This window comes from Agitococcus lubricus, assembly GCF_003051055.1.
GTDB classification, from domain to species: Bacteria; Pseudomonadota; Gammaproteobacteria; order Pseudomonadales; family Moraxellaceae; genus Agitococcus; species Agitococcus lubricus.
On the sequence record NZ_QAON01000024.1, the window covers coordinates 1 to 24,996 of the forward strand.

General features: G+C 40.4%; 28 protein-coding genes and 1 pseudogene. 5 read left to right on the top strand and 24 right to left on the bottom strand.

All coding sequences use genetic code 11. The features are described 5' to 3' along the window. Nucleotides 1–1,814 (bottom strand): annotated as a pseudogene (locus C8N29_RS15200) (hypothetical protein); the annotation flags it as partial. Between the two features lie 131 nt (nucleotides 1,815–1,945). Here C8N29_RS15200 and C8N29_RS15205 point away from each other — a divergent pair. Beyond that, nucleotides 1,946–2,809: a hypothetical protein gene (locus C8N29_RS15205; RefSeq protein WP_107866920.1), complete on the top strand. Its 864-nt coding sequence runs from the start codon at nucleotides 1,946–1,948 to the stop codon at nucleotides 2,807–2,809. Between the two features lie 35 nt (nucleotides 2,810–2,844). Here C8N29_RS15205 and C8N29_RS15210 read toward each other — a convergent pair whose 3' ends face one another. From C8N29_RS15210 to C8N29_RS15270, 13 genes are all read right to left on the bottom strand, one after another. Further along, a complete protein-coding gene (locus C8N29_RS15210) occupies nucleotides 2,845–3,975 on the bottom strand; it encodes a hypothetical protein (RefSeq protein ID WP_107866921.1) in 1,131 nt (376 codons plus the stop codon). Further along, the gene (locus tag C8N29_RS15215; RefSeq protein ID WP_107866922.1) at nucleotides 3,975–4,247 is read right to left on the bottom strand and encodes a hypothetical protein; all 273 of its coding nucleotides are present in this window, start codon (nucleotides 4,245–4,247) and stop codon (nucleotides 3,975–3,977) included. The genes C8N29_RS15210 and C8N29_RS15215 overlap by 1 nt, the downstream gene beginning before the upstream one ends. Further along, entirely contained in the window at nucleotides 4,240–5,613 is a 1,374-nt protein-coding gene (locus C8N29_RS15220) for a hypothetical protein (protein ID WP_107866923.1), read from the bottom strand. The genes C8N29_RS15215 and C8N29_RS15220 overlap by 8 nt, the downstream gene beginning before the upstream one ends. A 59-nt stretch (nucleotides 5,614–5,672) precedes the next feature. Further along, nucleotides 5,673–7,217, bottom strand: coding sequence for a terminase large subunit domain-containing protein (locus tag C8N29_RS15225; protein ID WP_107866924.1), 1,545 nt, complete (start codon nucleotides 7,215–7,217; stop codon nucleotides 5,673–5,675). A gap of 2 nt (nucleotides 7,218–7,219) precedes the next feature. Further along, nucleotides 7,220–8,128 (bottom strand): hypothetical protein, encoded by a 909-nt coding sequence (locus tag C8N29_RS15230; protein WP_107866925.1) that lies wholly within the window; start codon nucleotides 8,126–8,128, stop codon nucleotides 7,220–7,222. Next, a complete protein-coding gene (locus tag C8N29_RS15235) occupies nucleotides 8,115–9,668 on the bottom strand; it encodes a hypothetical protein (protein ID WP_107866926.1) in 1,554 nt (517 codons plus the stop codon). Before C8N29_RS15235 ends, C8N29_RS15230 begins: the two co-directional genes overlap by 14 nt. Nucleotides 9,669–10,278: 610 nt before the next feature. Beyond that, nucleotides 10,279–10,923 carry a hypothetical protein gene (locus tag C8N29_RS15240; RefSeq protein WP_107866927.1) on the bottom strand — a complete coding sequence of 215 codons (645 nt, stop codon included), beginning with the start codon at nucleotides 10,921–10,923 and terminating at the stop codon, nucleotides 10,279–10,281. Beyond that, entirely contained in the window at nucleotides 10,920–11,801 is an 882-nt protein-coding gene (locus C8N29_RS15245; RefSeq protein WP_107866928.1) for a hypothetical protein, read from the bottom strand. The genes C8N29_RS15240 and C8N29_RS15245 overlap by 4 nt, the downstream gene beginning before the upstream one ends. After that, nucleotides 11,785–12,210: a hypothetical protein gene (locus C8N29_RS15250; RefSeq protein WP_107866929.1), complete on the bottom strand. Its 426-nt coding sequence runs from the start codon at nucleotides 12,208–12,210 to the stop codon at nucleotides 11,785–11,787. The genes C8N29_RS15245 and C8N29_RS15250 overlap by 17 nt, the downstream gene beginning before the upstream one ends. Nucleotides 12,211–12,212: 2 nt before the next feature. Then, a complete protein-coding gene (locus tag C8N29_RS15255) occupies nucleotides 12,213–12,698 on the bottom strand; it encodes a hypothetical protein (protein WP_107866930.1) in 486 nt (161 codons plus the stop codon). Between the two features lie 67 nt (nucleotides 12,699–12,765). After that, entirely contained in the window at nucleotides 12,766–13,410 is a 645-nt protein-coding gene (locus C8N29_RS15260; protein WP_107866931.1) for a hypothetical protein, read from the bottom strand. Next, nucleotides 13,401–14,870 (bottom strand): hypothetical protein, encoded by a 1,470-nt coding sequence (locus C8N29_RS15265; RefSeq protein ID WP_107866932.1) that lies wholly within the window; start codon nucleotides 14,868–14,870, stop codon nucleotides 13,401–13,403. The genes C8N29_RS15260 and C8N29_RS15265 overlap by 10 nt, the downstream gene beginning before the upstream one ends. Further along, nucleotides 14,867–15,181 carry a hypothetical protein gene (locus tag C8N29_RS15270; RefSeq protein WP_107866933.1) on the bottom strand — a complete coding sequence of 105 codons (315 nt, stop codon included), beginning with the start codon at nucleotides 15,179–15,181 and terminating at the stop codon, nucleotides 14,867–14,869. Before C8N29_RS15270 ends, C8N29_RS15265 begins: the two co-directional genes overlap by 4 nt. 140 nt (nucleotides 15,182–15,321) lie before the next feature. On the opposite strand from C8N29_RS15270, the gene C8N29_RS15275 reads away from it, so the two are divergent. Beyond that, complete coding sequence (locus tag C8N29_RS15275; protein ID WP_107866934.1) at nucleotides 15,322–15,819, top strand: putative barnase/colicin E5 family endoribonuclease; 498 nt, start codon at nucleotides 15,322–15,324, stop codon at nucleotides 15,817–15,819. Between the two features lie 153 nt (nucleotides 15,820–15,972). Here the strand turns inward: C8N29_RS15275 and C8N29_RS15280 are convergent, their stop codons facing one another. Continuing rightward, complete coding sequence (locus C8N29_RS15280; protein WP_107866935.1) at nucleotides 15,973–17,091, bottom strand: KilA-N domain-containing protein; 1,119 nt, start codon at nucleotides 17,089–17,091, stop codon at nucleotides 15,973–15,975. Nucleotides 17,092–17,265: 174 nt separating this feature from the next. On the opposite strand from C8N29_RS15280, the gene C8N29_RS15285 reads away from it, so the two are divergent. Continuing rightward, nucleotides 17,266–17,754, top strand: coding sequence for a toxin-antitoxin system HicB family antitoxin (locus tag C8N29_RS15285; protein ID WP_107866936.1), 489 nt, complete (start codon nucleotides 17,266–17,268; stop codon nucleotides 17,752–17,754). Between the two features lie 19 nt (nucleotides 17,755–17,773). Here C8N29_RS15285 and C8N29_RS15290 read toward each other — a convergent pair whose 3' ends face one another. The 9 genes from C8N29_RS15290 to C8N29_RS15330 form a co-directional block, all read right to left on the bottom strand. Further along, nucleotides 17,774–18,568, bottom strand: coding sequence for a hypothetical protein (locus C8N29_RS15290; protein WP_107866937.1), 795 nt, complete (start codon nucleotides 18,566–18,568; stop codon nucleotides 17,774–17,776). After that, entirely contained in the window at nucleotides 18,568–19,239 is a 672-nt protein-coding gene (locus C8N29_RS15295) for a helix-turn-helix domain-containing protein (protein WP_107866938.1), read from the bottom strand. The genes C8N29_RS15290 and C8N29_RS15295 overlap by 1 nt, the downstream gene beginning before the upstream one ends. A 120-nt stretch (nucleotides 19,240–19,359) precedes the next feature. Continuing rightward, nucleotides 19,360–19,770, bottom strand: a complete 411-nt coding sequence (locus tag C8N29_RS15300) for a DUF1064 domain-containing protein (protein WP_107866939.1) — start codon at nucleotides 19,768–19,770, stop codon at nucleotides 19,360–19,362. Between the two features lie 208 nt (nucleotides 19,771–19,978). After that, complete coding sequence (locus C8N29_RS15305; protein ID WP_107866940.1) at nucleotides 19,979–20,668, bottom strand: replication protein P; 690 nt, start codon at nucleotides 20,666–20,668, stop codon at nucleotides 19,979–19,981. Then, complete coding sequence (locus C8N29_RS15310; protein WP_107866941.1) at nucleotides 20,649–21,659, bottom strand: DUF1376 domain-containing protein; 1,011 nt, start codon at nucleotides 21,657–21,659, stop codon at nucleotides 20,649–20,651. Before C8N29_RS15310 ends, C8N29_RS15305 begins: the two co-directional genes overlap by 20 nt. Next, entirely contained in the window at nucleotides 21,656–21,871 is a 216-nt protein-coding gene (locus tag C8N29_RS15315) for a TraR/DksA C4-type zinc finger protein (RefSeq protein WP_107866942.1), read from the bottom strand. The genes C8N29_RS15310 and C8N29_RS15315 overlap by 4 nt, the downstream gene beginning before the upstream one ends. Beyond that, on the bottom strand, nucleotides 21,871–22,284 hold the full coding sequence (locus C8N29_RS15320) for a hypothetical protein (protein WP_107866943.1): 414 nt from the start codon (nucleotides 22,282–22,284) through the stop codon (nucleotides 21,871–21,873). Before C8N29_RS15320 ends, C8N29_RS15315 begins: the two co-directional genes overlap by 1 nt. Then, nucleotides 22,281–22,997: a phage antirepressor KilAC domain-containing protein gene (locus C8N29_RS15325; RefSeq protein WP_107866944.1), complete on the bottom strand. Its 717-nt coding sequence runs from the start codon at nucleotides 22,995–22,997 to the stop codon at nucleotides 22,281–22,283. Before C8N29_RS15325 ends, C8N29_RS15320 begins: the two co-directional genes overlap by 4 nt. A 506-nt stretch (nucleotides 22,998–23,503) precedes the next feature. Beyond that, nucleotides 23,504–23,689: a helix-turn-helix domain-containing protein gene (locus C8N29_RS15330; protein ID WP_107866945.1), complete on the bottom strand. Its 186-nt coding sequence runs from the start codon at nucleotides 23,687–23,689 to the stop codon at nucleotides 23,504–23,506. A gap of 150 nt (nucleotides 23,690–23,839) precedes the next feature. Here C8N29_RS15330 and C8N29_RS15335 point away from each other — a divergent pair, with 150 nt between their 5' ends. Next, a complete protein-coding gene (locus C8N29_RS15335; protein WP_107866946.1) occupies nucleotides 23,840–24,508 on the top strand; it encodes a S24 family peptidase in 669 nt (222 codons plus the stop codon). A gap of 224 nt (nucleotides 24,509–24,732) precedes the next feature. Then, nucleotides 24,733–24,906 (top strand): hypothetical protein, encoded by a 174-nt coding sequence (locus C8N29_RS16800; protein WP_170107010.1) that lies wholly within the window; start codon nucleotides 24,733–24,735, stop codon nucleotides 24,904–24,906. Nucleotides 24,907–24,996 lie beyond the last annotated feature (90 nt).

The window sequence follows — 24,996 nt, forward strand, 5'->3', positions numbered from 1 at the left end:
AAATTAGGGTTTTGTTTGACATATTTGCTTTTCTTAAAGTCATCAAGCGTAATAATGCCTTTTCCGTTTGTGTCCGCCTCTTTCCACTTTTGATAGTTTTTATACAATTCGGAGCTTTTATCAGCGTAAACATCACCAACAATCGGGACAGCTTTACCGCCTAATGACATTTTTTTTGTTGGTGTATTTTTTACTATATCAATCGGCTTTTCAGCTTTAGGCTTTAAAAAATCAATAACCTTATCAGCCATCCCACTAAAAGAAGGCGTAATTTTTTCAATAAAGCCATTCCACGCATTGCTTATACGTCCAACAATATCAGCCTTGCGTAAATCATCTACCCAACCGCCGATTTTATCGCCGACTAATCGCCCTGTATCAGTACCAAGCCAACCCCCGACTAAGCCGCCAACTATACCGCCTACGGCTGCAATAATCGGATTGCCTGTCATTAGTCCAAGTTTTGCTCCTAACGCTGCACCTGCTGTTGCACCCCCCAAACCACCACCGATTGCCCCTGCGGTTGCCCCTGCATTTTCGGATTGTTTACGCTGCTTTTGCTCCTCGGTTAAGTTGGCATCATTAGCGATATTTACCGCGTTAATACCGCCTGCCCCTGCTTCAATCGCTGACGAAATAAAGGGCAAGCGTTTTAAAAACTTGTTAATGGCTTGCCCGACTTTGGTCTCGCTTAACCATTTTAAAGCTGGATTAGCTTGAATAATCGTGCCGCCAACTTTTGGGACTTTTACAAATGGCACAGGCGATTGATTATCCGTGCCTAATACTTTTAATTTGTCTTTAATGTCGCCTAGCGAAGGGAACTTAATGTTTTTAATGGCTGCTAATAATGCCGCTACGCCTAAGCCAAGCATCATTAAAAAACCACTATCAGCACTACCACGCTGTCCTTGGCCTCTGACTAATTCATCTAAACGTCTTTGTTCTTGTAGGTGTTGTGTTTGATCCTGACGATTACCACGTTCTAACGTGCGCCAGATACGCTTGTACCATGCCACAGGCGAATTGATTGTATCGGTTTTAGGTTTAAACAATCCTTTAATACCACGCCCTAATGCCATTGCTGGTTTAGCAATCAAGGTATTGCTAACGCTTAATGCTTTTTTACCTGCATCAATGCCTACTTTTGCAATGTCACCAACTTCTTTCATCGCATCAATCATGGGGTCTATGCGATCAGTATTCGCATTAAGCGTTAAATTATTGTTTAAATCTTTTAAGCTATCCGTAAGCCTAGACGATACCGCACGCTCTGCCGCACCTTGACCATTGCCCCTCACAAAACGGCCTCGACTATCTCGATTGCCATAGCCTTGTGTGTTGTCACTTGCTTGATTGTCTGCCCCCACAAAACGCCCATTTGCATCACGTTGACGATTTAAGGTAGATGCTCTTTCTGGTGGCTGCGCTGAATTTGTACCACCTAGTTGATTTTGCTGAATACGTGGGCGTGCTGTGTTATTTGCTTGCTGCGCTGTTGAGTTATTAGCAGTTGGCCGATTTGGGTGATTCAGGTTCACTCGTTGAGTTTGATTACCAGATGACTGTCTATTGGGATGTACCAAGTTAACAGATGGTCGCACATTGCTGGATTGATTGCCTTTAGGCTTAATGACGGCCTGAGTTGCCTTTAATGCTTCTCTTTGCAGTCTTTGAGTGCCTTTCATTAAATTAATGATGGTTGACGTATCGCCTTTAATTTCACGCAATAACGCATTTTCGGCTTGAGTTGGCTCATTGTCACCCAATAGAAAACCATCATCATCAATCTGTTCTATTTTAATTTCTGACATAAAAAAGCCTCATTCAGTAATGAGGCTATTTTAAGTGTTTGGTTAATCAATTTTTTTAGTGGTTACACTTTACTCAAAATAATGAAAATGATAACTTGGCCATTCCTAACACAATTTAATGGATGAATAAAATGTCTGTCGTTCGTTTTCTGCCAATTATTTTATTGACCTGTATCAATCAATCATTTGGATATTCAAATTCTAATGAGTTTGACTCAGAACCACAGCCTAAAACAGACAATGCCAATCTAAAAAAAGATGCCTGTAACCTTGCTAGCACATTTGGGCTTAAATCTTTATGTGCATCTAAAATACCTGATGAAAACGAGAAAAGGCTTAATGAACAATACAAAAATGAGATAATAAATAGAATAACAAAAAGTGTTAATACGTGTGTTGCTTTATACTGTACAGCTGAACATGACTGCTTTTATCCAATCAGACGTTATAAGTTCGATAAAAATATTCTGCCAGAAGAAGATTGCATGAAAATGGCCACTGAATTAAGGAATGAAATTACAACTGAAAGAGAAAAAAAACGCCAAGCACAGGAAGAAAAAGAACGTGAAGAAGAAAATATCAAAAAACAAGCAGAGCAAGTTAATCAAGATTTTATTAACTCCCCTACTTTTAATAAACTTTTAATGGTTGGCCAAATTTTAAATGCTAATAAAAAAATTGAAAATGCTCAAAAAGAACAAAATCGACAAAAAGAAATTGGCAATCAATCTGGCTATATTAATACATCAGCAATTTATAATGCTGGAGTCACTATTGTTGATAACAAAGAATTAAAAAAGCAACTTTTTCAAGATTATAAAAAACTTGGAGGCATTGCTAGAAATGAACCCGAACTTATTAAATTATATGCAAACTGTAATCAACTAAATGGCCTAAGCGTCATAGATACCTATATTCTAGGAGCTAATGGATGGCTTGTTAAATGGGACGAAACAAAACGTAACGATGTAATTGCAACTGCTAGCTGCTTCTAATAAAAAGCCCCTCCGTGGGCTTATTTTTAATTATTTTATAAGCGACTAATATCATTCTGTAAATTCTCAATCGCATCAAGCAAGCTGTCATTTGCACTAATGCTGTACTCTCGCTGAAGGTTCTTAACCCTGTTCTCTAAATCCAGTCTTAAATTCAAACGCTCTATAGGCGAGCCACTGGTAATGATACGTTTACGCTCCTCACGCTGACGTTGAATATTGGCCTGTGTTGCTTTCGCCAAACGTTCAGCCTCTTTTTTTGCCCGTCTTTGCTTCACAGGATCATCAATGGCACGCCGTACTTGGTTACGTTCGTGATGCGCCCTTGCTAACTGTTGTTTTGCTGCGTCCTTAACTTCTTTAGCTGACAATTGCTGTTCTGGTAAGTTTTCTAATGGCTGTACACTCTGACGCACAATTTTGACCATCTCTTTAATTTTACTAATCGCCAATGCCTGACTTAATGCGGTCATCACTCTTAATACGTGCTTACACGCCACGCCTGATAAGTGAGGATTGCGTATCTTCGGAAAGCCAGTCTCGGCACGTCCTGCATTAAAACCGCCAATCGTAGAAATATAACGATACCAATAACGATGACGACGACAATCACAATCAAATGCTAAATAGCCCTGTGCAACTTGTTTGGTAGCCGTTAATAAGGGAATAGGTGTGGTTGCAATGGCAATCAAATCTAAAAACTTAATCGTGACATAATGCTGTTTAACATCAGAATCAGGCCCAGCATTGGTCATAAAATGCAAGGTATTGCCTTGGAATCTCGTTGGTATGCCTGTATGGATTTCTTTTCTTGCTCGAATTAAGTCATCATCCAAGCTGAGATTTAGCACTTGGTCGGCTTTTATCCCTGATTTATAAGCCTTACGCACCGTTTCAATATTGCGCCTAAATGCTTCTAGTTCTGGTGCATCAATTTTGCGCGTCATTCCTCCCAAGGTTGTCATCAATGCGCGTGAAGCATCATATTGGCCTTTGACATCCTCCACACTCAAAATAACGCTTGTGGGCGAATTGCCTGCCTTTTCACGACTCAGACGATCAGTCTCAAAGCTACGATTAGCTCCTTGCTTAAAACCAGTCTTACCACCGCCAAAGGCTTTTAAAATCGCCTCTTGTTCGGCTTGTGTCAGTGGGTTAAGAGCCATTAAATCACTCCTAATTCGCGCTTGAGTGTTTGTAATTGTGCCAAGGTAGGTAATACTAACAATTGCTCGTTTAACGGCTCATCCACGCTTTGTAGCCCTGCTGAGGCCATAATCACAGGCCATTCATTCGGTAAGTTATATACTCGACGTGCAACCAGTGTTAAATCAAAACGCTCATCAGGTTTAGTGTAATAGCGTATAGCGGTTGCCCAGCTTGGTGTTTCTGTGGCAAATTGGCGTAACCGTCTGAACAATAGAGCGTGATTAAGCATAAACAACCACCAAGCCACCTGTACCATCATGTCCCGCATAATCATCACCAAATAAATCTTGGTAATAACCTTGTCCTTTAGTGCCTGATACTAGATTTAGCACCATGTCAGTTGTGCCAGTATTTTTTATGAGCACTTCTACTATCCCGCCATTTCCTCCATAACCCCCGATACCGCCATAAGTAATTGCCCCTGCCGTAGCCGCCCCATCTCCCCCTCGTCCATAATCATCTAACGATGTTCCGTTGATACGATAAGCCTGATAGGGATATGCTCGCGGCATACTTTGATAGCGTGGACTTTCTCTAGTGTCAATTTGTGCACCAAGTAATATCGTATAGCCAGAATGTGCCCAACCGCCTCCATGCACCCCTGTATAGCCGTTATATGGCGGAGCACCTCCCCCTGTATCTCTCATCCCAGATTTGCCCCCTGTGCCATTATCGGCACGAGCAATCACCAAAGCGAGATGATCTATTTCCACTGTTGATGGTGTACCATCTTCCGCAATACCGTTATTAGGATGGCCAGAATAATCATTAGCACCCGATGGATTTTCATTACACATGCCACCGCCCGCACCTCCCCCAACGAGTAATACTCTGACGACTTGATTAGGTGATAAAACTAAGCTGTCGGTATCACCATCGGTTAAGGTCATAATGGGCGTATTGAGATAGCCATTCGATTGATTAGCATCGCCTGCTTGTCTATCCAAAACCTCTTGTGCAATGAGTGCTGCTAATGCCGAATCAACCCCAGCCCGTGTCGTTGCCTCAGCATTTAACTGCCCTTTGCTCACCGCCTCATCGTTATCAACACCATCAGCAATCTTTAATCGTTCAGTATTATTTAGAGTACGCTTATATTGAGTATGAGGATGATTTAAAGACGTGTGCTGACCCAATAAAGCCATCATCGCACTGATATTGGTATCTAATTGAACGGTGATATTACTCGCAGGTAACGCACCTAAGCCCAATGAAAAAGGAATGGCAATATCAACACCTGCAACCTTGTTGATAATCGTTGTCCCTTGGCGATAAATCGCAAATAAAATGGTATTACTTGACGCATCAAGGCCAAAGAACCCAATCTCACTAATATTATAATTTTGTGGGTTAGCGTTAGTATGATTAGTGATAAGCGCATTAATTGACGCACTTTTACCGCCTGAGTTAATGCCACCCCCTGCAATTGGGAATCTTGCTATTTCGTTTTCTAAGGCGGTTGCCGTTGAATTAACTGCACTGGTACCTGTCCCTACGGCAACATGAGTAAAAGTAAACTCAATCCCTGTCGCCAATGGTACAAATACACCTTGGCCAAGATCGGTAATAATCGGTGAAAACGTCACAGGCATCATGCAAATCCTCAAAATTGTGATTGCATTATGCCTTGCTGTTAATGGCTATTTTTTGAGGGTTACTTGTTCAAACTGGCTCTTAACTTCGCTTTAATGCTTTCCTTTTGTGCCTTTTTAGTGGACTGGCTAATTTGTCGGCTTTTTTCCGATAAGGTGTAATAAGCCCCTTCTAAGAACGCAAATGCTAAGGCATCCCATAGGTCGGGTGACTTAATCCCCTCACTTAACATACTTTGTTTATCCATAATCTTATAACGTGCTTTTTCATCAAAGAAATAAGGAATACGTGAGCCTTGTTGTAATAACTGTGTTTGATAACGTTGATCTAAAAAGCCTAAACGCTCCTCTTTAATCGCTCTGGCCAACATCACTAAGGCTTGTGCGCGTTGGTTAACAAAACGCTTGCGTAATTCATTATTAAAGCAAGGATCACCCCAATTCACACGAGTCACAGGTACACCCAAGTTTTCTAAGTTTTGACAAACGGCAACACCCATACCCCCACGGTCAATCAAGACATTGGCATTTTCATATTCTGTGTAAACTTCTAAGATCTTACCTGACAAAAAGGTTAAATCACGGCTATTGCTATACAGTGGGACATCTACTAATTCAACTCGTCTTGCTTGCTCACCATGATCGCCATAACCAGTGACACGAACTACAATGATTGCTGAGTAGTCTCGGTACTCACCCGCACCCACGTCCACACAAATTAAATACCCATAACCCATTTCAGGGCCAATCACCGATTTACCCATCCGCCAAGTGACTTGTGCTTCGCTGTTTAAGTAAATATCGGTTCTATCGGGGAATTTACCCAAGACTTTAATTTGATATTCTGGATTATCACGACCGCCATACTGAATAAGTTTTTCAGCAATAAACTCATCACTAACAATCGGTGATTCTTCACTGTTAAAAACCAGCTTATCCCAAACACCGCCTTGATCCTTACTTAAACTATGGTGCGTATCATAAAAGAAGCCATTACCACGAGTCGGTTGGCTTGTAATGACCATACGGTTACGCTTATCGGTGAGTGCGCCTGTAATCACCCCAAAGTTGGCATCGGCAACCCCAGAGGCTTCATCAACCCACACCATGTACCAATCACCGTGTTTACCTGCCATGTTTTCAGGCTTACCTTTCGGTGCGGTTTTGGCGATCACATACCAAGTCTTTTTATGGCCTTTGATATAAACGCTTTCTGTTTTGACTTCGATATAATCGGCTAACCATGCAAACTCACTATTGGCCATAAACGTATGACAAATGGTAATCTCTTTCCATACCTCCTCTCTCAGTTGTGCCATTGTTGGCGACGAGAACATAAAAATACTATTGGCATAACAACACAAATGCCATAACGCAATAATGCCTGCGCTGCGTGTTTTACCACTGCCATGACCTGACGATACCGATACACGACAACCATTCTCTTGTGCCAAATCAAACAAGTCGAATTGCTGCCACGTTGGAGCTTGGTTATCAATATCATTCATGCCACAAACTTCAACCGCAAAGCGGCCTATGTCATAAGCATACTTTTCAATAAAGTCCCACCAACGAGGATCATCTAGTAGTGTTTTTTTCTTTTGCATGGTCAATCTGGAAACATAAAGGGGTCTATTTCGGTAAAAGTGACTTGCAACTCCTGTAAGCTATCTTCACGCTTGTTTAGATCAACATCGAGACTGGCAACACGGACAAAATACTTATGCTTGATATAACTCCCTTCAATTAGCTTTTCTTCATCAAACACCCCAATCCGCTTTTTATGTTCTGCAAAGCCTATCTCTGTTGCACCGACTGTTTGATCTAAATGGATAATCTGAATAAAAAAGCCATAACTATCTGGTACATTCCCTGTCCCGTCTGCATTAATCATTTGCTTTTTTTTGGCCATTAAATAGCGTTTAATCGTGCCTATGGAGTTATCAAAAAACGTCATGCGTATTTCGACACGTTCTGACTGCTGAATAGCATCCCCATGCAGTAAACCCAACTTTATCGCATCGCCTGTAATCGCAATTGGGTTATAACTCACACCCATTGCAAATAAGTCCCAAATCTTTTCGGGCTGTTGAGAGGCATCAAAACCATAGGGGAAAACTTTAACTTCACCCGTTCTTGTCGGATAATGGGGATCAGTCAAACGGACTAGAAATAGATTATTTTTAGCGTAAGCTGTTCTTATGGCTTTATTAGTCAGCTTTTGCACTTCTTTACGGCTATAACCACCCAGTAGCGGATTGGGGACGACTTGAGCGGGATCATCTAAAAAACTTTTTGCTGCACCGATTAAACCAGTGACATTTTGATACAGATTATTAACTTGATTTAATGCGCCTAAACCTGTCTTTACGGCCTCATTGTTTAGAACAGCACTTACGCCATTTTTTAGTGTAGATAATGCACCATCTTCAGCTTGACCCAAATGTTGATTATTCAAGGTCATTAGCTGATTAGTACCACCCGCTATTTTTGCTTTTACAACATCAAAAACCCCCATTTTCGCCTCCTTGGTTATCTGTGACTTTGGCTTTATCCAAACCATCAGCAACCAGTTTTGCGGAGTTTTCATCTAGGAGCATTTGTGTTGACAGTAAATGCTGAGTGACATCTTTACCTAAGCCCAAGTCTTTTAATTGAGCTAAGGACTGAATTAAAAGACCACCTGTATTCATGGCGGCTAGTTTGGTGTCTTGGCGTTCTTTTTCTAATGCTGAAATTGTTGAGTAGTAGTTAATCACCCAAGGGCGATCTTTAGCACTAAATGCCAAACCTGATTTTTTATAAAGGTGAATATCAATAATATCGTTTACGGTTTGAGTCGCTGCGGTACGGATCATGCGACTACGCTCTGCCACTTGTGCCGATACTCGAAAAAAACCGCCTTCGCCTAAACCACCTGCTAATAAATCGGCAAAGCCCAGCATGGCTAAATCAATGCCTATCGCACCTGAAAGCTGCTTAGCATGAAACAACACATCTTCAATGCTAATCGTTCCGCTGCGTTTACTGCCTGTGCCTTCTTGTACTTGGACGAGCTGCTTTTCACTCCATATCGGAATAAGATGCCTTAACTTACCCAGTAATGGCCGTCCTTGTTTAATCGCTTGTGCGGCTTGTTGTGCGCTATTGGTCAGCATCGTACCAATATTAGTCATGGTCGCTTTTTGCTGCTCTAAGCTCATATCTGACATATTTAATGTCAATAAGGCTTCATCTAAACCATCTTGAATCCGTTGGCCTACCATCCCTGCTAAGGCCATCATTAAATTGTCATAGGCTTCTTCAACACCACCATCCAAAAAACTACCGCCTACTAATGACGGTAAATAAGGTAACTGGTTAACATCATCCTCAAGCATGACCGTTTTAAAGGCTTTTTGCATAACACGGGCTTGAGGGGTATAAACAGTACGTGGCATTTTTACCCGTACCATTTGTGTTGTTGACAGTTTGATGCCTGAAGAATTAGTCGCGGTACCGACCACATAACCCACAGTACGGCTTCCTTGTTCAAAGGGCTGCACCAATGGAGGCAATACCATTTCATCACAAATTAAATCGACAACTCCCTGCTTTTCTTCTGAATAGATGCGTGCATAGCTATCCCCCCAGCCAATGCCATTAAAAACCAGTGAAACGATATTTTTATTGAGCAAATCTCTTAAATCGTTATTTATCTCGTCAACAATAGCTTTCTTTTTCGGGTCTTTTGAGGCTTCTGTGGAACATTCAATAAATAACACCTCACCTTTGCTTTCGTGACCACCTAATGCGGCGGTGACGTGCAAACGTAATCCTGCACTGATAAACGAATTGTTCATCATTTGCTGATATTTAGCGTAAATCTGTTGGCGGCTTCTCGCTTCGTTATTGTTGCCTAATAGAATGGCAGTTGATGTTGGCTCCACATCCATCAAATCAATATTAGCCAATGCGCCTTTTTCGGGTGAATCTTCTTTGCCAATGGCAATATTTTTAATCCATTGTACCCATGTTGGGCTGCTTTGCTCTGTATCTGTGGGTTTAGACTTGGCCATAACAATAACGCTAATAATTTAAAGATTTAGCGTTATTGTCGCTTGTGTAAAGTGATGAATTAGACAGGGTTACGTTTGCTGATCGTCGCTGTAACCCTAACAAAAAACAAGTTTTTGTACTGGCACACTATTTTTATTTGAGTCGTGCCATGAATCATCTTTATTTATTATGTAAAAAGTATTTAGTCAGTTATCAAGAGTATATTGATAGACTAGATGATGCTAATGACATCCCAATAAAAAGGCAGGAATTTTAGGTTATCGAATATTCAAAATTTATGTACAGGATAATAATCTAAGATATTTAGTCAAAATCAAAGTGGATGAGCCAGATTTAGGTGAACACGGAGAAGTCTTGAGAGCTGATGGGTATTACTACCACGGTATTGAAGAAATAAAACAAGTGGGCTAGTTAGATTTCTCTCAAAGGTTTTCAGTCTATACGCAACCTAGCCTTCTCTAGCCCATTTGTGGTAAGTCAGAATAGATTTCTCTCAAAGGTTTTCAGCTTGCGTATAGCCTAGCCTTCTCTGACTTACTTCTTATATTAATATTATCACTATAGTGAACAAAGTCAATTAACTAGCTTTCTGCTTGTCATGTTACCCAATCATATAGATTTAGCTTGCTGTGTGGTTAATGTACTGCCATTGTCGGTGTAATCATGGCCATGACCTTTTAAGCTAATATCATCCGCTTTAACATCACCACCTGTAACCTCAACCCCACCTTGAACAGTTGCACCAGCTCCACCACCCACACCAAAGGCTGCTAAACCACCATTAGCCGATAACAAGCCCAAGACATTAACTAAATTACTAAAGGTCGCTAAGTCTGTCTCAAAGGTCGTTAATGGCGTAATCACTTGTACCATGTCAGCATCTATCTTTAATGATGATCCACCAACTTTTAAGGTAATGGTCTGTAATGCCTCGATTAAGATATGTTGATCGGCTTTTATCTCAAAATTACCATGATGGTGATAACGCCGTGTTAAGTCATCATTGCCTGTACGCTTGTTACGATTGCCGACAATAATCGGATAACGTGGATCACCTGCCTCAAACTCTACCCAAACAGAGTCATTTTCTAATATCTCAATGGCGGTATTAGATTTATCCCCCAAGGGATAACACAACTCGGCCTCTAACAGCGTATCGGCTCCATCATCTAAAGGCTCTAATTTAATCAGTGCCAAACGTGTATCAGGATCATAGCCTTTAACAGTCGCTGGGTATTTGCCAAACATCATCATGTTTCTAGCTCCCCCATCCACAAACGACTGTATTGGCTTGCTTGCTCTCCTTCGTTTTCTGTTTCCCAAACATGAGCAACGGTGATAACGATCATTTGCACCCCACCGATATTAAAGACATCACCTGCTTGGTGATTATCGTCATAGCTAAGATTAAGCACTTTTTTAGTGACTAAGGCATTGGTCATGCTATGGATAGATCGTGGGTTATGCCGTGGGCTGTACTGTAATGCACGCACCTTTTGCGTATTACCTTTGATGATTGCTCGATCATCGTCCGTAGAGTAAAAACTAGGAATACTATGCCGCTCTAAAAAGCCACTTATGATGTTTTCGCCAATCTCTGACGGAAAGCTATATTTTGCCTTTTGCTTGATCAGATCAGCCAATCTCATCGCCTCTAACTGCTTACCTTGTAGTCTCACAATTGAGGCTTCTTCTTGCAAAACTTTGGCAATCATTTCTGAGGGAATGTGACCAACAAATGAGGCAAACAAAGGAACGGTTAAATCATTCTTAAAACTGACTTTTGCACCACACGCTTTGTAAATAGCGGCTAGTGAGTTGTTTTTAAGAATGACTGCTTTTTGACGACGATACGCAATGGCAAGGCATGGCTCATAAATGGCGTTGACGACAATAAGCCCACGATTAGGAACGTCTAGGCTTTTTTTAGTTTCTGACTTGATAATCTGTAAAGGAATGGCTCTGTTAGTGATATACAGCGTTTGCCCTTCTTTTAGGTTGTTTTCTAATTCGGCATCGTAGCGTACCTGTAGCTCTAATGAGACAGGTATTGGTACTAAATCGCTACGCATGATCGCCGATAAGATAAAACTATGACCGATGACACGGTTATCATTAAGCTGAATCAGCATATATATCCAAATTACCAACACTAGAAAACGGCTGATAAAAAGCCTTACGCGGTAGATCAAGCTCAAGCTGTTTTATTTCGCTTGCCAACTCACTACTAGAACGACCATACACATCTAAACCCAAACCACGCGAAGCCTCTAAACGCAACGCATTTTCATGGTCAACATAGGCGTTAAACAGTGGTTGAATGATTAACCATTCACTCGGCGTTAAAGTCACATTACTGTCAATCTGGCTGAGCATGGGCGTGATTGGTGTGGACTGATTAAGAAAATACTTAATCTCGGCACAACCTGCATAAAAACGTACTGCTTTAAGCATGGCCTTAGTGACTTCAGGTTCATCAAGCACTAAGCCCCCCGTCAATCGGGAGGCCATAAACTCGGCAACAAGTTGGGTTAAGGTCATGGTTAAGACTCTGTACGCTCACCAAAATAATGATAATAAAGCGTGCCGCTCATCATAACGTGTTGGCCAACACCTTCAGTGTCTTGGTCTAATGGGCTAATTTCGGCCAAGAAACAATCCGTTAATGGATAACTGGCATAAGGATTACCAACTTGGCCAAGGTGTACCGTAGCCTGAAAAATACCGCCATTATTGTTTAATGCCAGTAATGCTTTTTCTACTGCTCCGCCCTTGGTGACATAAAAACTGGTTTCGTGACTTTGAGCCGTTTGTAATTGTTGGGGTTGTTGTACCTTGATACCATTTGGCAAATAAGACTCAACGGTACCCGCACTGGCTAACACAGGACGCGGAAAGGTTTTGGCTAAAAACTTTAATTCTTCATGGCCTTCAATTTCAAAATAAGCATCACATTGGACTTCTTTTTGCCCCAAGGCTTGAGCGGTTTTATAGTTCTTCGCCAATAAATCGGCAGGTGAAACAGTCATAACTAAATCTCGTTTAGGGTTAAGTTATGACTATTATGTGGGTTATTTTTTGGTGGTTTTAATAGGGTTACAGGTTGCTATCCTCAATCGTAAAACAAACAATAGGCTGAAACGCTCCACCAAAAATCAGCCCCATAGATTCAACCTCCATGCCTACAGCCACATTTAGCACCATCCTTGCAGGGACCACACGCTTTAATGTCGGTACCATCTTTAAAACTTCGCTTTGATCTGTTAATTGGTCTGGATCAATTGATACTGATACACGACTGGTTAAAAACTTATCACCACCATCATTTACGCTTAAATTTAACGGATAATTACTCGCATTAGGCACGCTATGAAACCATTGGGTGATTGTCCACGCATTAGGCCATAGCATTTGCAAATAAAACGCTAAGAAGCCTAAGCCCCGTCGTTGGTGTTGTCCGCGCCATGCTCTAAACACTTCGAGCATATAGGGCTGATTATTGATCTCACGATTTAACAGACTTAACCCGTCTAATTTGACAAACCTTTGCACTGTTTCAAAATCATCTTCATCTAATAGGTGCGGATAACCATAGTGATCTATGCGTGTAAATTTAGTTCTTAACAGTTGCTCAAACAGAGCCATAAATAATTGCTTGAGTTGTGCCTCTACACTAAACGACGCATTATCATCAAAATACTCAGCACTATGTTGTAATGCTGCTAATGGGGTTAATTCCATAATCCACCCCCTGCCTCGTTAATTTGGCTCACTGTGACGGTAAAATTGGTTGTTGGGTGCAAGTAAAAATAATGCTCTGGCAATATGGGATCAGGCAATGCACCTATGTTGACACTAAAATCACTCAAGGCATCCTGAAACGCTGGAATAGCACGTTTTAAGGTTTGATAAATCTCTTGGCGGTTAAAGTTGTTTTTTAAGCCTTGGGATACTTTGAGTTGACCAATACCATAGATGGCTAACAAGGTATCTTTGATTTGTTGTTCTACTTGTACGCTATCGTGAATAGCTGCAACACTGGCCGTAATTGTTAAGGGATAAGGCTGTGGATTAACACCAATGATTGCACGTTTATAACTGTTGTCTGCACGCTGTACCAAGGTATGTATTTCTGCTTCGATATTGGCTTGCTCTAAGCTGTTTTTAGCTTGTACGGCGATAAAGAGCTTATTGATATTGGCAACATTTGCGCCTCTGACCTGCTCCTCGATTTGCTCATTCCAGATGGCTAAAAAGTTTACTCTGTCACCGTGGTAACGTCTCACCAGGTAATCAAAGTCGGATAGATAGACAGCGTTATGATCGTATAAGGCGTTATATTTAGATAATAAGGATAAGGTCTCTAAACTCAGTGGATTGCTACCCAAGGCGTTAATCGCAGTACAAACAATTTTTAATGAGTCCTCATTAATGTTGTTGCTGTACTCAAGGCTAAAACTTGCACCTGTGGCAATATCTAATTTACCTGACGTTTCGGTTAGCTCGATGCTTATCACGGTATTGATTGGCGGTTGAAAGCCATAGACTAGGCTTGTGCCGTCTTGTGCGCCTAAGCGGATGATAATTTGTCGGCTCTCATTGGTTTCTAAATGATAAACACGTTCACCGTCTAATACATTCATAAACTCAGGCGCATAGCGGTATAGATTGTCTGTACTGCCTATGGTGTCTTTAATGCGTATATTCTCTAAATATAAGCCTTCGTCATTACTGACCAAGGCAATGCTATAAAACGGCTGATTGTTGGCGATTGTGTGGTTAATCACGCGCAATTCATTTTGATTAAGTAATGCGATACCTGTGCTATTCGCGGCAATCACCAAGGTTGCCGCAACACGCCATACTCTGCCCTTGTCATCCAGTAATCGTCGGCCATAGGCTAAGGTGATACTGTTGTTTGTTGGATTAGTGACTAGAGCCTGTACTTGTGCGCTATTAGCCAAGGGCAAAATACCTTTTAAGGTGGCATCGGCCAATATCGTTGCTTCACGCGCTTTTAAGAATACTTCAGTTTCTGCAATGTCTTGTTGTGTGCTGTATAGCTCCAACATTTGTGCCATTGCGCCTATTTGGGCAACCACAAAGGGGTCTTGTGCTTGGTATAGGGCTGCAATCTTGCCATATTGAGGATTAGACAGTTCTACCGCAGCGGCATTTAAAAAGTCTTGTTTTGTGGTCATGGGTTAATCTCAATGGTGGTAATACCTGCAATGGCGATAAATAAACGTAATTTGTCGGGTGGCTCTGGCACTGAATACAACGCAATGTTTTCTTGTGGGATAACACTCAAAATCGGTAAGTCTTTTTTCATCTTTTCGATAAAGGCATCAGCTATGCCTGAATGTAAGGCTTTTTGTAGTAATGACTTTGCATCACTGCCGTAATCACTACCTAAATAACCGTTTGGCGGTGTAGAGAGCCAATGCGTAATCATGCGCTGTATGTCATCGGCATTGATTGCTGTTGAGATGTTGCTTGCTTGGAGTAACATAAAAAAGCCTATCGGGTGGATAGGCTTATTTTGGGGGATGGTGAAGGTGGTTTTTGAGGGGGTTACAAGCAAAGCGATGTAACCCTTGTTAGTCACTGGCTTTTTCACTGGCAAACTGGCTGTTATTTAGAGCCAGTGCCATGAATCAATTATATTTGTTGTGTAAGCCTTATTTGATTAGTTATCAAGATTATATTGATAGGTTTGATAATGTTAATCACATTCAAAGAAGCATACCTATTTCTGATGATGAAAATATTCAACGTGGCAAAAGTGCTATGCGTTATGTGCTAAACAACCAAAAAGATGTTACTCATGCCATGTATCGACACGATTTAGGCTGGATTGATTTTGTTTGGGGTGATGTGGGCAAACCACCAACAGCGTCAGGCAAGCGTAAAGGAGCAAACGGCATTGCACATATTTTAGAGGCAAGACAACGAAAAGACGGTTTAACCGCCATGCAAGCAAGGGCATTGATATTAAAACTGGTCGAGGTGATTGCTAAAGGCAAAGTAATACGAACCAATATTGTAAAAGGACACGAAAATAAAGTAATTTCTTATGCTAGTTACGAAGCGACTTTAGTAAAAGATAATAAAAATGAATGGCTGTTGTCAGGCTGGGAAGTGATTTAATCTCTTTGATGAAATTAGCCACGCTACCGTGAGAGCCAATCCTACGCATAATATGCCTACAACGAGCCGTCATATCATGGGAGCAAAGAGATTACACACATTTTACCACCACTCAGTCAAAAGTCAAAAGCCCCAATTAAGGGGCTTTATTTTTTAATTATCTGACAACCGATTAACAGCAGCTTTAATAATATCGGGCAAATATTTTTTAGGGATACCATCACCGCCAGCAATCACTTGGGCAAGATTGTCCCTAGTAGCAACAAAACAATCATTAGGCACAAAAGTAATTTGTGGCTTGCCCGTGATAAAGTCAAATGATACCAACATACGGCTACTATCCATCATATCGGTAACAACAGCGCGGACAATGGCTTCTTTGTCAAAATTAGGCGCAACTGGTAACTTACCGCCAAGTCGGTTAATTTCGTGGCGCAATGCAGCAAAATAGTCCATAACCTTATTGGTTGTATCTCGGCTTATCATCACAAGATTATTTTCGCTTTCTAAAGGCTTGTGTTCTAAGGCTGGTTGTCCCACAAACTCACCAACCACTTCACGAATATGCTCTAACATCAAAACTGGGTTCTTGATGGTATTTTTTGGTATATCGTTACAATGAGATTTCAGCATTTTTTCCCAAATCACTACGCCATTTTTAACGACCAAATAATGCTCACCATCGTTAATTTTAATGGCCGCTTGATTGTGATTAGGTTTAACCATAGCTTTTAAATAATCAATCGCTTTTTGACATTGCTCTAAGGGAATCTCTTTATAGCTGTTAACATCAAAACGGCGATACAGGCGATTATATATTGTGCCTTTTGCCGCTACGCCTTGAGATACTAATTCATGGATAATGTCAGGAATTTGAAAGCGTAAGTCTGTTGTAAGGATTGGTGTTTTTTGACTATACATTGCATCAAAAGCGCGAATCACTAATAAATGAAATTTTGCACTTATCCACATAGCGTATGCGTAAACTAACTCACGACAGACGTATGTACCACGCAATGTGCCACCATGAACGGTTTTAATAGCAAGGTGCAAATCTGTACCTTGAGAAATTTCGTTAATTAAATCTTGTGTTTGCTGATTACGAACAAAAAGTTTTGGAGAATTTTTATCTTCACTCCCTGATGCTTTATGCAAATCATTCAAGGAATAAAGACCATCAACAACACGGATATTGTTGTCAAGGATAGAAAAAGAAATAGGCGTAGCGATTGCGGTTTGTTCAAAACTTTGATTTTGTGCTAAAGTAGTCATGTTAATTTTCTCTAAGCAGTTGAAGTTAACAATAAAAACCCTGTAAATCTTGGCGGAAGAGCAGGGTTTTTTTATGTCTTTGATTTACACTCTATTGAATAGGTGTTCATATAGGCTATATAATATCCAAAATGATGCCAACAATGATATTACAAATTATATCGGTGAAAGCTTATGCAAAAGAAACAAACAGACTATGTGCGCTTTGCATTGCGTATAAATCCAGAGCTGCATGAGCGTTTAGTCGAATTTTCTACTAAAAACAATTACTCTTTGAACAGTTCAATCAATACGGCCATTGATGCAGGATTAGAGCAACTAGACCCTTTAGATGACAAAAACTTTCAAGCCCCCACTATTGCAGATATAAAAAAGCAACTACCAGTTCGTACACAAATAAGATTACCTCAAGAGCTTCATGCGGAATTAGTAGAAGAAGCAAAGGCAAATGATGCGTCACTTAATGATGTAATGGTTTATTATTTAGCCAATAGAAAACAACCAGTAGATAGTGATGACAATAAAATGCTACTTACAGATGAAAGCAATTTAAAAGCTGTTGAATTAATGATGACTAATATCATTAGCAATGCAATTAATAGCTTAATTAAACAAGGTGTTAGTACAAATATCATCCAAAAAGCTTTTAATGATAAAGAATAAAATTTTTATTCTTTATCACTCAAACAACCCCCTTCAACTTATCCTTCATCCGCTCTCTTTCATCTTTCTTAGACAAACGAATGCGCTCATAGTGATTACCCATACCTTTAGAGCTTAGGGCTTTTTGAGCTAAATTCCCTGTGCTATTGGGTTCTTCGTAGGTTTCTAAGCTATATGATTTACGCTGATTAGTTTGGATAATATTTTTGACTGTGGCCGCGTTTAGCATAGCTTTAATACTAAACTCGGCTGTCAATAATGACCTTGCCATGCCCTCGTGAACAAAGCCTGTTTTCGGGTCAACAATGTCACCCTCTACAGCAATACAGCCCTCCAAAATTAGATCAATTGCTTTTCTAAAAAGTTCAATACACTTATTCACAACGGCATTAAGCTGGTCAAAATCAGTTCTATGATTTTGAAGTACACTTGCCCGATAATCTTCGCAAAGCTCATCTATTTGTTCTGGTGATAGATGTATGTTGTTTAAGATAACGTCTGATAAACCGTTACCTACCTTGCTATCAGCGTTACCTTTTATCCCCAGCAAATCTGCTTTCTTTCTTACACTTTTGTTAATATCATCAATGGTTTGCTCAGTAGGTAACGCATCTTCATTGCCGTTACCTACCGTTACCTTAGCGTTACCTTTTTTCTGCCAATTTTCTTTTTGCGCCCTTTTAAAAATCACAGGCTTACTAGGTATATCTTCACCCTTACAAACCGCCTTAGCTGCCTCTAAAAAACTTGCATTGCTATTTTCCCAATAAGCCCTAATCGCATCCCAAAGCGTTTGAGGATAATGTTTAGCCATTATTTATTCCCCTTGGGAAATAAGACTTGTTGAACACATTGCTCAAGCTGTTGCGTGCCTAATTCAAGTAATCCTTCTCTTTCCTCAAGTTTGCGCTTATTAATATTAATAATTGGGGTAATCTCTACAATCAGCTTTTGTACAGGTGCGCCTCCTTTCATATCTTCAAATTCAGGATTTAACTCACAAAAGCGTTTAAGTTTTTCACACAAGGTTTCAGAGATAGCAATAAGGCTTTTAACACTCTGATCGCCAACGGCCTTGGCATAATCAAACGTCGTTTTTGATAAAGCCACCGCAATCAGATTACCCACACGCTCATTTTGGCGCATGATAGCTGATCTAGTGGCTATATCACTGCTTCGGTCATCATCTTCAGATAAACCCAGTAAATAATCCGCACTAACACCATAGGCATTAGCTGCTCTAATCAAAAAGGCTAATGTCGGTTGTCTATGACAATTTTCTATTTGCGATATAACTTTAGGGTTCTTTAGGCCCATACGCGAAATAGCATCTTTTTCTGTTAGGCCAGACAAACTCCTCGCCTTTTTAAAACGATCAGCAATCATCAGTTGAGAGTGAGTTGGTTCTTTTTTATGTTTCTCCTCTTTAGGAATAAAAGCAATCTCATCTTCTTTGGATAAATCGTCAAATACCAACTGTCCCATATCTCACCTATTTTTATTTAACAGGACAAAACGTCACTTTGATTTCTGGACAAAAAGCAGTTGGTTGATTTGCACAACCACTCATGGCCAAACACAGCATTAACAAGATGGCTTTTTGCCTCATTTCGCTTTGACCTCAACCACTTCAAGCCCAAGTAAAAACTTCATCATCTTTCGTTTTAATATGTATTCAGCGGTTCTATAGCCCTTAAAATCCTCAATTACAGTTTTCCAATCAGGTGCTTGTTCATAAACAAAATCAGCTTCATAACTCGTACTACGCTCACGTTTGCCACAAATCACCTGTGAAGGGATGAGTTCAAAAGTAACGTGATGCTTTAAATTGCGTATCTGCCCTGCACGCTCTAATAACTTTAAGCGGCAGAAATGGATGTATTCACCTTCGCTATCAAAGGTCATGCCGTTGACTTCGACCTTTTTATTGCCAAACTTGTTCTTTGATTTTTGGTCAAAGATGTTTCCAAAACCGCCAAAGTCTGCAAAACCGTTGTCTTTCTTTTTAGGCGGCATTATCTTTTTTTCCTTCTAAGTGGGATCACAGGGGCTAATTGCTCTAATGGTTCTGTACTGACATCAGGTTTAGTTGAAACGGTGTTATATAAGTGGTGTAAGCGTTTTCCTTCATCACAATAACGGTCATGGCGTGGATAGCAGTTAGAGCAAGCCGTCCAATGGTTTGTGAAGTTGTGAAACTCTAAGGAGTTGATGTAGTTTGGGTTCAAGCAACCCCTCCCTCATTCGCCAACAAAGGATCGGAATAGTCGATAGTGATTTTTGGCTTGATTGGAGGTGTACCTAATACCGCTCTCATTGCTGCTAAATGTTTATTTGCCACGGCCTCACTTGATTTAACTGGCTCTTTGCGCTCAATCGCTTTAGGTATTTCAGGTAACGTTTGGCCAGTCATCACGGCTTCACAGGTTTTTTGGTACGCATGACTAAACGCCTTATGTGCTTTTTCTTCATTCATAACCGCTAAAGCACTTAACCCCACTTGATGCGCTGCGTGATAAATGGCTTTATGACTCCAATGCACAACACCCACACGGCCACTGTTATCAATCGCCTCTTTAAAAGCCAACTCGATACTAGGTAAGCCAAAATCATCTAAGGTCGGCTTTGTCCATTCCAAAAACTTGCTTGGTGAGGGAAAGAAGTCACCACCGATAAAACGCGCTTTACGCAAGCCTCGATTAATTTTGTCTTGGGTAATGCTTTGGTCGATAAACATTTGCAGCCATTGCTTTTTGGCATTGTTTAAGTGCTCTGTCGTCGGAAAAGCGTTACGCCATGCAGGAAATATGGCCTGTAAGTCCAAAAAGAAGTTATTAAATGCGTCCACAAAACTTGTTGGTTTGGCTGATTGAGCATGACCAATATCTTGTTGTTTAGGCTGCAAATTTTGCATTTAATTGTGCCTCCAATTCAGGTGTCATCCACGCTTGGCTATTGTTATCTGGAATCGTATTTTTTCGTGTGGAGCTTGGCGAAGAGGTTGAATCAAACTTAGATTCTTTGGCTTTATTACCCTTAAACCATGCAATCCATTTTGCTAAACGTTGATTTTCGGTTAAGCACTTAGTTTCATAATGAGAGTTAAACGCAAACAGGTTTTGAGTAATAAATTCTTCTGTGACTAGGCTTGCACCGAGTTTTGCATTTAGAGCTTCAACACTTGGCCGCAATTCGTCATCAAAAAAACGTGACGACTTTTTTTCAGCCTCGCGCGCATTAGAATGAGAGTTAATATATTGATTTATATCTAAATCTTGTTCTAAATTTAAATCTAAATCTCCCCCCTTACCCCCCTCAGAAGTAACGAAATTGCCGTTACTGGCCGTTACTTGGCCGTTACCAGTTGCGTTACTTTCGTTACCCAATCCGTTACCTAACGTTACTTCTTCGTTACTAGCCCCGTTACCAGTTCCGTTACCTTTTTCAGCGAGTAACGCTAATTCTTTTTCTTTTTCTTTTTGACGAGCTTTGTGTGCAGCTTGACGTTCGGCATTCGTCATGGCTTTTTTGGTTTCTTTATCGTCGTGATGGTTTGAGGTGGCCTTAGCATCCGTTTTGAATAAAATGTCATTCACCACCTCAGCTAACACAGGATGATATAAACGACCGTCATCTGCTTCTTGCCAACCATGCAAAGCCGTGTCTTTGATTTTTGCCCATTGCTTTAGGCTTTTACCGCACCAACCAGCCAAGGCTTTATCATTGTTTGGTAGTGAACCAGCAGGTAATTGCTGCATGGATTTACACCACAAGATAAAAGCAGCTCTAAACTCCGCATCATTGGCCATTGCAAAAAACTCACTAGCAAACAGGCGTGAGTAATCAAGTTTTATCCATGTGTAAGAGCGTAAATCAGCATCTTTTGGCACTAAGGGGCTAATCATTTGCGTATTACTCCCTTACATTTGGTTTCAGCAATGTTTTGACAGTCAACACAGCGAATTGCATTAACTAATACAGCTCTTAACGGCGGTATCACCTCACCACAGTCATCACAGTAAATACGACCTTTTGTGGGTTGTTTGGCTTGATGATTTAATAAAGCAATACGCAAGTTTTCTTGTTCAATTTCACTTGCTTGATCTGCAATATCCATTACGCGGCCTCCCCAATGTGTTCAATATGGCCGCAATCTTTACAGCGTTGTTCTAAGACTTCTTTTGTATTGTCTAAAACTAAACTACCTGTGTTTTTGCAATGCTTGCATGATGCGATTGATTGAATAATTAGTGTTGATTTGGCTTGTATAAGCAGATCAGTTGGGTTTGCTGTGTCTTTCCACTTCCAAAGCAACTCTGTACCTCCAACTGATTTTTTTTGGCAACGACTACTTTCTATAGGTAAGCCAGATGCCTTCAATTCTTTTAACGAGCGTTGAATAGTTCTTAGCGAATAGTCAAAACCATAACCAGTTAATGCTATTTGCAAGTTTTTAGTCGTTATTTCATTTTCAAGTAATGCAAACATGACAAAACGTGAATACAAAACTTCGCTTATTTTGTTGCTCATGCTGCTTCTCCTGCTAATCGTCTGGCTAACAGGGTTTCGCCTTGGGCTGTCACGTAAACAGTGACTTTTAATTCAGTAATGCCGCTTGTACGTGGGATAGGTCGTGTTTTTTCAACTAAATGACCGTCTTTGATACGTGCTGCATGAGCATGATATTGGCCATCTCTACCAAGATATATCCAATGATGTTTAAGCATCCAAGGACGTAAGAATTTTTCAGGCTGTACACCTAATACTTTGGCAACATTAGTTATTGTTTTTTGGCCAAAAGAGTTGGCAATGACATCTAATGCTTTTGCTTTGGGTGTTAATTGATTAACTTGATTTTCTAAGTTAGCAACTTGGGTAATTGCTAACTGTTTTTCCTCCTCGGTTTGCACCAGTGCTTTTAAGGCATCTAAATAAGTAGTTGGCAAAGCAACGACTGGCTGTTGATTTTTAGTTGCCATCCACCAGTCAACTAATTTGGCGGTATATTCTGGACATAGCTGAGCAACCACCACATAACTATCACGCTCATTGACTTGGTACTCTTGAACGGTTTGGCCGAGATGATTTTTAACTTCCTCCAACGGGGGAAGTTGAATTACACCTTTTTCCGCAAGGCGTTCAATTGAACGCTTAACGTGATCATGGCGAGAACCAACTACATCAGCAATTTGCTTGCTGCTCATGGTTTTAATCTGGGTTTGCTGTTTTGCTAAATTCATCATATACTTTGCTCCTGAGCCGACATTAGTTAATGCTTTGCATTAACGGTCTTAAAAGCCCCGACCACGAATCGGGGCTTTTTTATTGCCACGAATTAACTGTGTTAAACGGGCTAAACTCTTCGTTGTCGTTTTCCATATTTGCCTCACATTCTTAGAATTGGTTACATCCCTGTTGGTCGCCAGCATCAATAGACTTGCCGACATTCCTTCTTAGTATTTATGTGCTCCTGCCTCTACCGCCCTACGGCTGTCAAGTTTCGATCACGATTTACGGGGTTCGTTCGTACTTGCAACTGACATACTCCCCTGCATAGACACTTATCAATGTGTATGCAGGGAAAGACTCTTAACGTGAGTCACTCGGCTACTGTTTTGCTCATCCTCGCAATAACGAGCAGGGCTAAAGGTCAAAGACCACTCCGCGTAGCTCTCCCATTGGGTTCTTTTAATTAACTTCTCCAAGCCCAAGCAACCGCCCAGTCCACGCAAACATACGTTTCTTATGCTTAATCTGGCTCTAAAATTTCATTTTTAGCCCTTAACAGCTTTTCCATTGTTGGCCATCTTGGGCTTGGTGTTTTACCGTGCGCGATTCGGCATAATGTTTCCTGTGGGATGCCAATTTTGTCAGCAGCTTGTTGTTGTGTACCAATTTTCTTAATCAGTTCTTTAGCAATTTCACTAGGAGTCATCACACTACCCAACAATTCAATTTAGAGTATTTTTATTCATTTATAAATAAAAGTAAAGAAAAAAAACAGCGAAGTGTTAAACAAGTAAGTTTGCAAACTTGAATAAAATAGAAAATACTTAGTCAAACCTTTAGCTAAGTGATTAGGAAAATGACAGCCCACAGATTGAGTGAAAATATTGAGAAGTTGATGCAAGGGGGTGGCTACAACACTAACTCTCTTGCACCATTAGTGGATATTCCTCAACCAACACTTCACAGATTGGTCAAAGGGACAACACAATCGCCTAAGCAATCTCATCTTGATAAAATTGCAAAGTTTTTTGATGTGTCAATTGATATGCTTGTAAGTGGTGAAGTCTCAATAAATTCTGTCTTTAAGAATGGATCGTCAAACATTAATAGAACGGAAATAGGCACTAAAAAAATTCCTCTAATAAATTATGTGCAGGCAGGCATGTGGAAAGAAATCATTAAAGACTTCGATGCAACTGAATATCTTTTGACCGCACTTGATATATCCGACAAGGCTTTTGCATTAACAATCAAAGGAGAATCAATGCTGCCCGATTTCAAAGAGGGCGATTGCATTGTCATTGATACTGAAGTTCATCCCTTGCCTGGTGATTTTGTTGTTGCAATGAATGGCAGCAATGAGGCTACTTTTAAAAAGTATCGACCTCGTGGAATTAATGAAAAAGGTCAAGATGTTTTTGAGCTTGTTCCACTCAATGATGACTATCCAACAATACGATCTGATATTGAGCCTATCAAAATCATAGGAACCATGATGGAGCATCGGCGTTATCGAAAAAGATAGGAGTTACAAACATGGACGTTCGTAAGAAATATAAAAAACGAAAAAAACTCTACATTGCCAGTACCAACCACAATCGCGTTTACGTTTGCGCTTGCGATGCTTTTGTTTTTATTAGTCTTTAACTTTTTGGCTGAGATTTTTAGGTAAAGTTGTTGGGTTGTATAGAAAAATTTAACTCTGTCGTTTGGTATGGTGATGCTTTGTGATAGTAGAGATAAAAACTTATGACTAAAAAAAGCTATCCTCCTTTTTGGCAAGAAGGCATTCATGACATTACGCTTGAGCAACTAGAAGATGTTTTTGTTAGGCCATTTGAAAATAAACAAAAAAGAGTTTACTTGTGCAATAGACTCAGAACTTTTTTAGATGTTCTTTCAAATTTTGGAATCACAATGTAATGGTTTAATAGAACAGGACACTTTGATAGGTAGTATTTATACTGCAAGTAGAGGTGTTTATGAAAGCAACGAAGTCAATGAAAAAGCCGA

Bases quoted from the DNA above. Each gene is read 5' to 3' on its own strand.
- C8N29_RS15280 (WP_107866935.1), bottom strand. From the start codon at position 17,091: ATGACTACTTTAGCACAAAATCAAAGTTTTGAACAAACCGCAATCGCT.
- C8N29_RS15240 (WP_107866927.1), bottom strand. From the start codon at position 10,923: ATGATGATGTTTGGCAAATACCCAGCGACTGTTAAAGGCTATGATCCT.
- C8N29_RS15315 (WP_107866942.1), bottom strand. From the start codon at position 21,871: ATGGATATTGCAGATCAAGCAAGTGAAATTGAACAAGAAAACTTGCGT.
- C8N29_RS15325 (WP_107866944.1), bottom strand. From the start codon at position 22,997: ATGATGAATTTAGCAAAACAGCAAACCCAGATTAAAACCATGAGCAGC.
- C8N29_RS15320 (WP_107866943.1), bottom strand. From the start codon at position 22,284: ATGAGCAACAAAATAAGCGAAGTTTTGTATTCACGTTTTGTCATGTTT.
- C8N29_RS15235 (WP_107866926.1), bottom strand. From the start codon at position 9,668: ATGGCCAAGTCTAAACCCACAGATACAGAGCAAAGCAGCCCAACATGG.
- C8N29_RS16800 (WP_170107010.1), top strand. From the start codon at position 24,733: ATGACTAAAAAAAGCTATCCTCCTTTTTGGCAAGAAGGCATTCATGAC.
- C8N29_RS15255 (WP_107866930.1), bottom strand. From the start codon at position 12,698: ATGACTGTTTCACCTGCCGATTTATTGGCGAAGAACTATAAAACCGCT.
- C8N29_RS15265 (WP_107866932.1), bottom strand. From the start codon at position 14,870: ATGACCACAAAACAAGACTTTTTAAATGCCGCTGCGGTAGAACTGTCT.
- C8N29_RS15250 (WP_107866929.1), bottom strand. From the start codon at position 12,210: ATGACCTTAACCCAACTTGTTGCCGAGTTTATGGCCTCCCGATTGACG.
- C8N29_RS15215 (WP_107866922.1), bottom strand. From the start codon at position 4,247: ATGCTTAATCACGCTCTATTGTTCAGACGGTTACGCCAATTTGCCACA.
- C8N29_RS15245 (WP_107866928.1), bottom strand. From the start codon at position 11,801: ATGCTGATTCAGCTTAATGATAACCGTGTCATCGGTCATAGTTTTATC.
- C8N29_RS15330 (WP_107866945.1), bottom strand. From the start codon at position 23,689: ATGACTCCTAGTGAAATTGCTAAAGAACTGATTAAGAAAATTGGTACA.
- C8N29_RS15230 (WP_107866925.1), bottom strand. From the start codon at position 8,128: ATGGGGGTTTTTGATGTTGTAAAAGCAAAAATAGCGGGTGGTACTAAT.
- C8N29_RS15205 (WP_107866920.1), top strand. From the start codon at position 1,946: ATGTCTGTCGTTCGTTTTCTGCCAATTATTTTATTGACCTGTATCAAT.
- C8N29_RS15220 (WP_107866923.1), bottom strand. From the start codon at position 5,613: ATGATGCCTGTGACGTTTTCACCGATTATTACCGATCTTGGCCAAGGT.
- C8N29_RS15225 (WP_107866924.1), bottom strand. From the start codon at position 7,217: ATGCAAAAGAAAAAAACACTACTAGATGATCCTCGTTGGTGGGACTTT.
- C8N29_RS15290 (WP_107866937.1), bottom strand. From the start codon at position 18,568: ATGGCTAAACATTATCCTCAAACGCTTTGGGATGCGATTAGGGCTTAT.
- C8N29_RS15335 (WP_107866946.1), top strand. From the start codon at position 23,840: ATGACAGCCCACAGATTGAGTGAAAATATTGAGAAGTTGATGCAAGGG.
- C8N29_RS15260 (WP_107866931.1), bottom strand. From the start codon at position 13,410: ATGGAATTAACCCCATTAGCAGCATTACAACATAGTGCTGAGTATTTT.
- C8N29_RS15295 (WP_107866938.1), bottom strand. From the start codon at position 19,239: ATGGGACAGTTGGTATTTGACGATTTATCCAAAGAAGATGAGATTGCT.
- C8N29_RS15310 (WP_107866941.1), bottom strand. From the start codon at position 21,659: ATGATTAGCCCCTTAGTGCCAAAAGATGCTGATTTACGCTCTTACACA.
- C8N29_RS15210 (WP_107866921.1), bottom strand. From the start codon at position 3,975: ATGGCTCTTAACCCACTGACACAAGCCGAACAAGAGGCGATTTTAAAA.
- C8N29_RS15285 (WP_107866936.1), top strand. From the start codon at position 17,266: ATGCAAAAGAAACAAACAGACTATGTGCGCTTTGCATTGCGTATAAAT.
- C8N29_RS15275 (WP_107866934.1), top strand. From the start codon at position 15,322: ATGAATCAATTATATTTGTTGTGTAAGCCTTATTTGATTAGTTATCAA.
- C8N29_RS15300 (WP_107866939.1), bottom strand. From the start codon at position 19,770: ATGCCGCCTAAAAAGAAAGACAACGGTTTTGCAGACTTTGGCGGTTTT.
- C8N29_RS15270 (WP_107866933.1), bottom strand. From the start codon at position 15,181: ATGTTACTCCAAGCAAGCAACATCTCAACAGCAATCAATGCCGATGAC.
- C8N29_RS15305 (WP_107866940.1), bottom strand. From the start codon at position 20,668: ATGCAAAATTTGCAGCCTAAACAACAAGATATTGGTCATGCTCAATCA.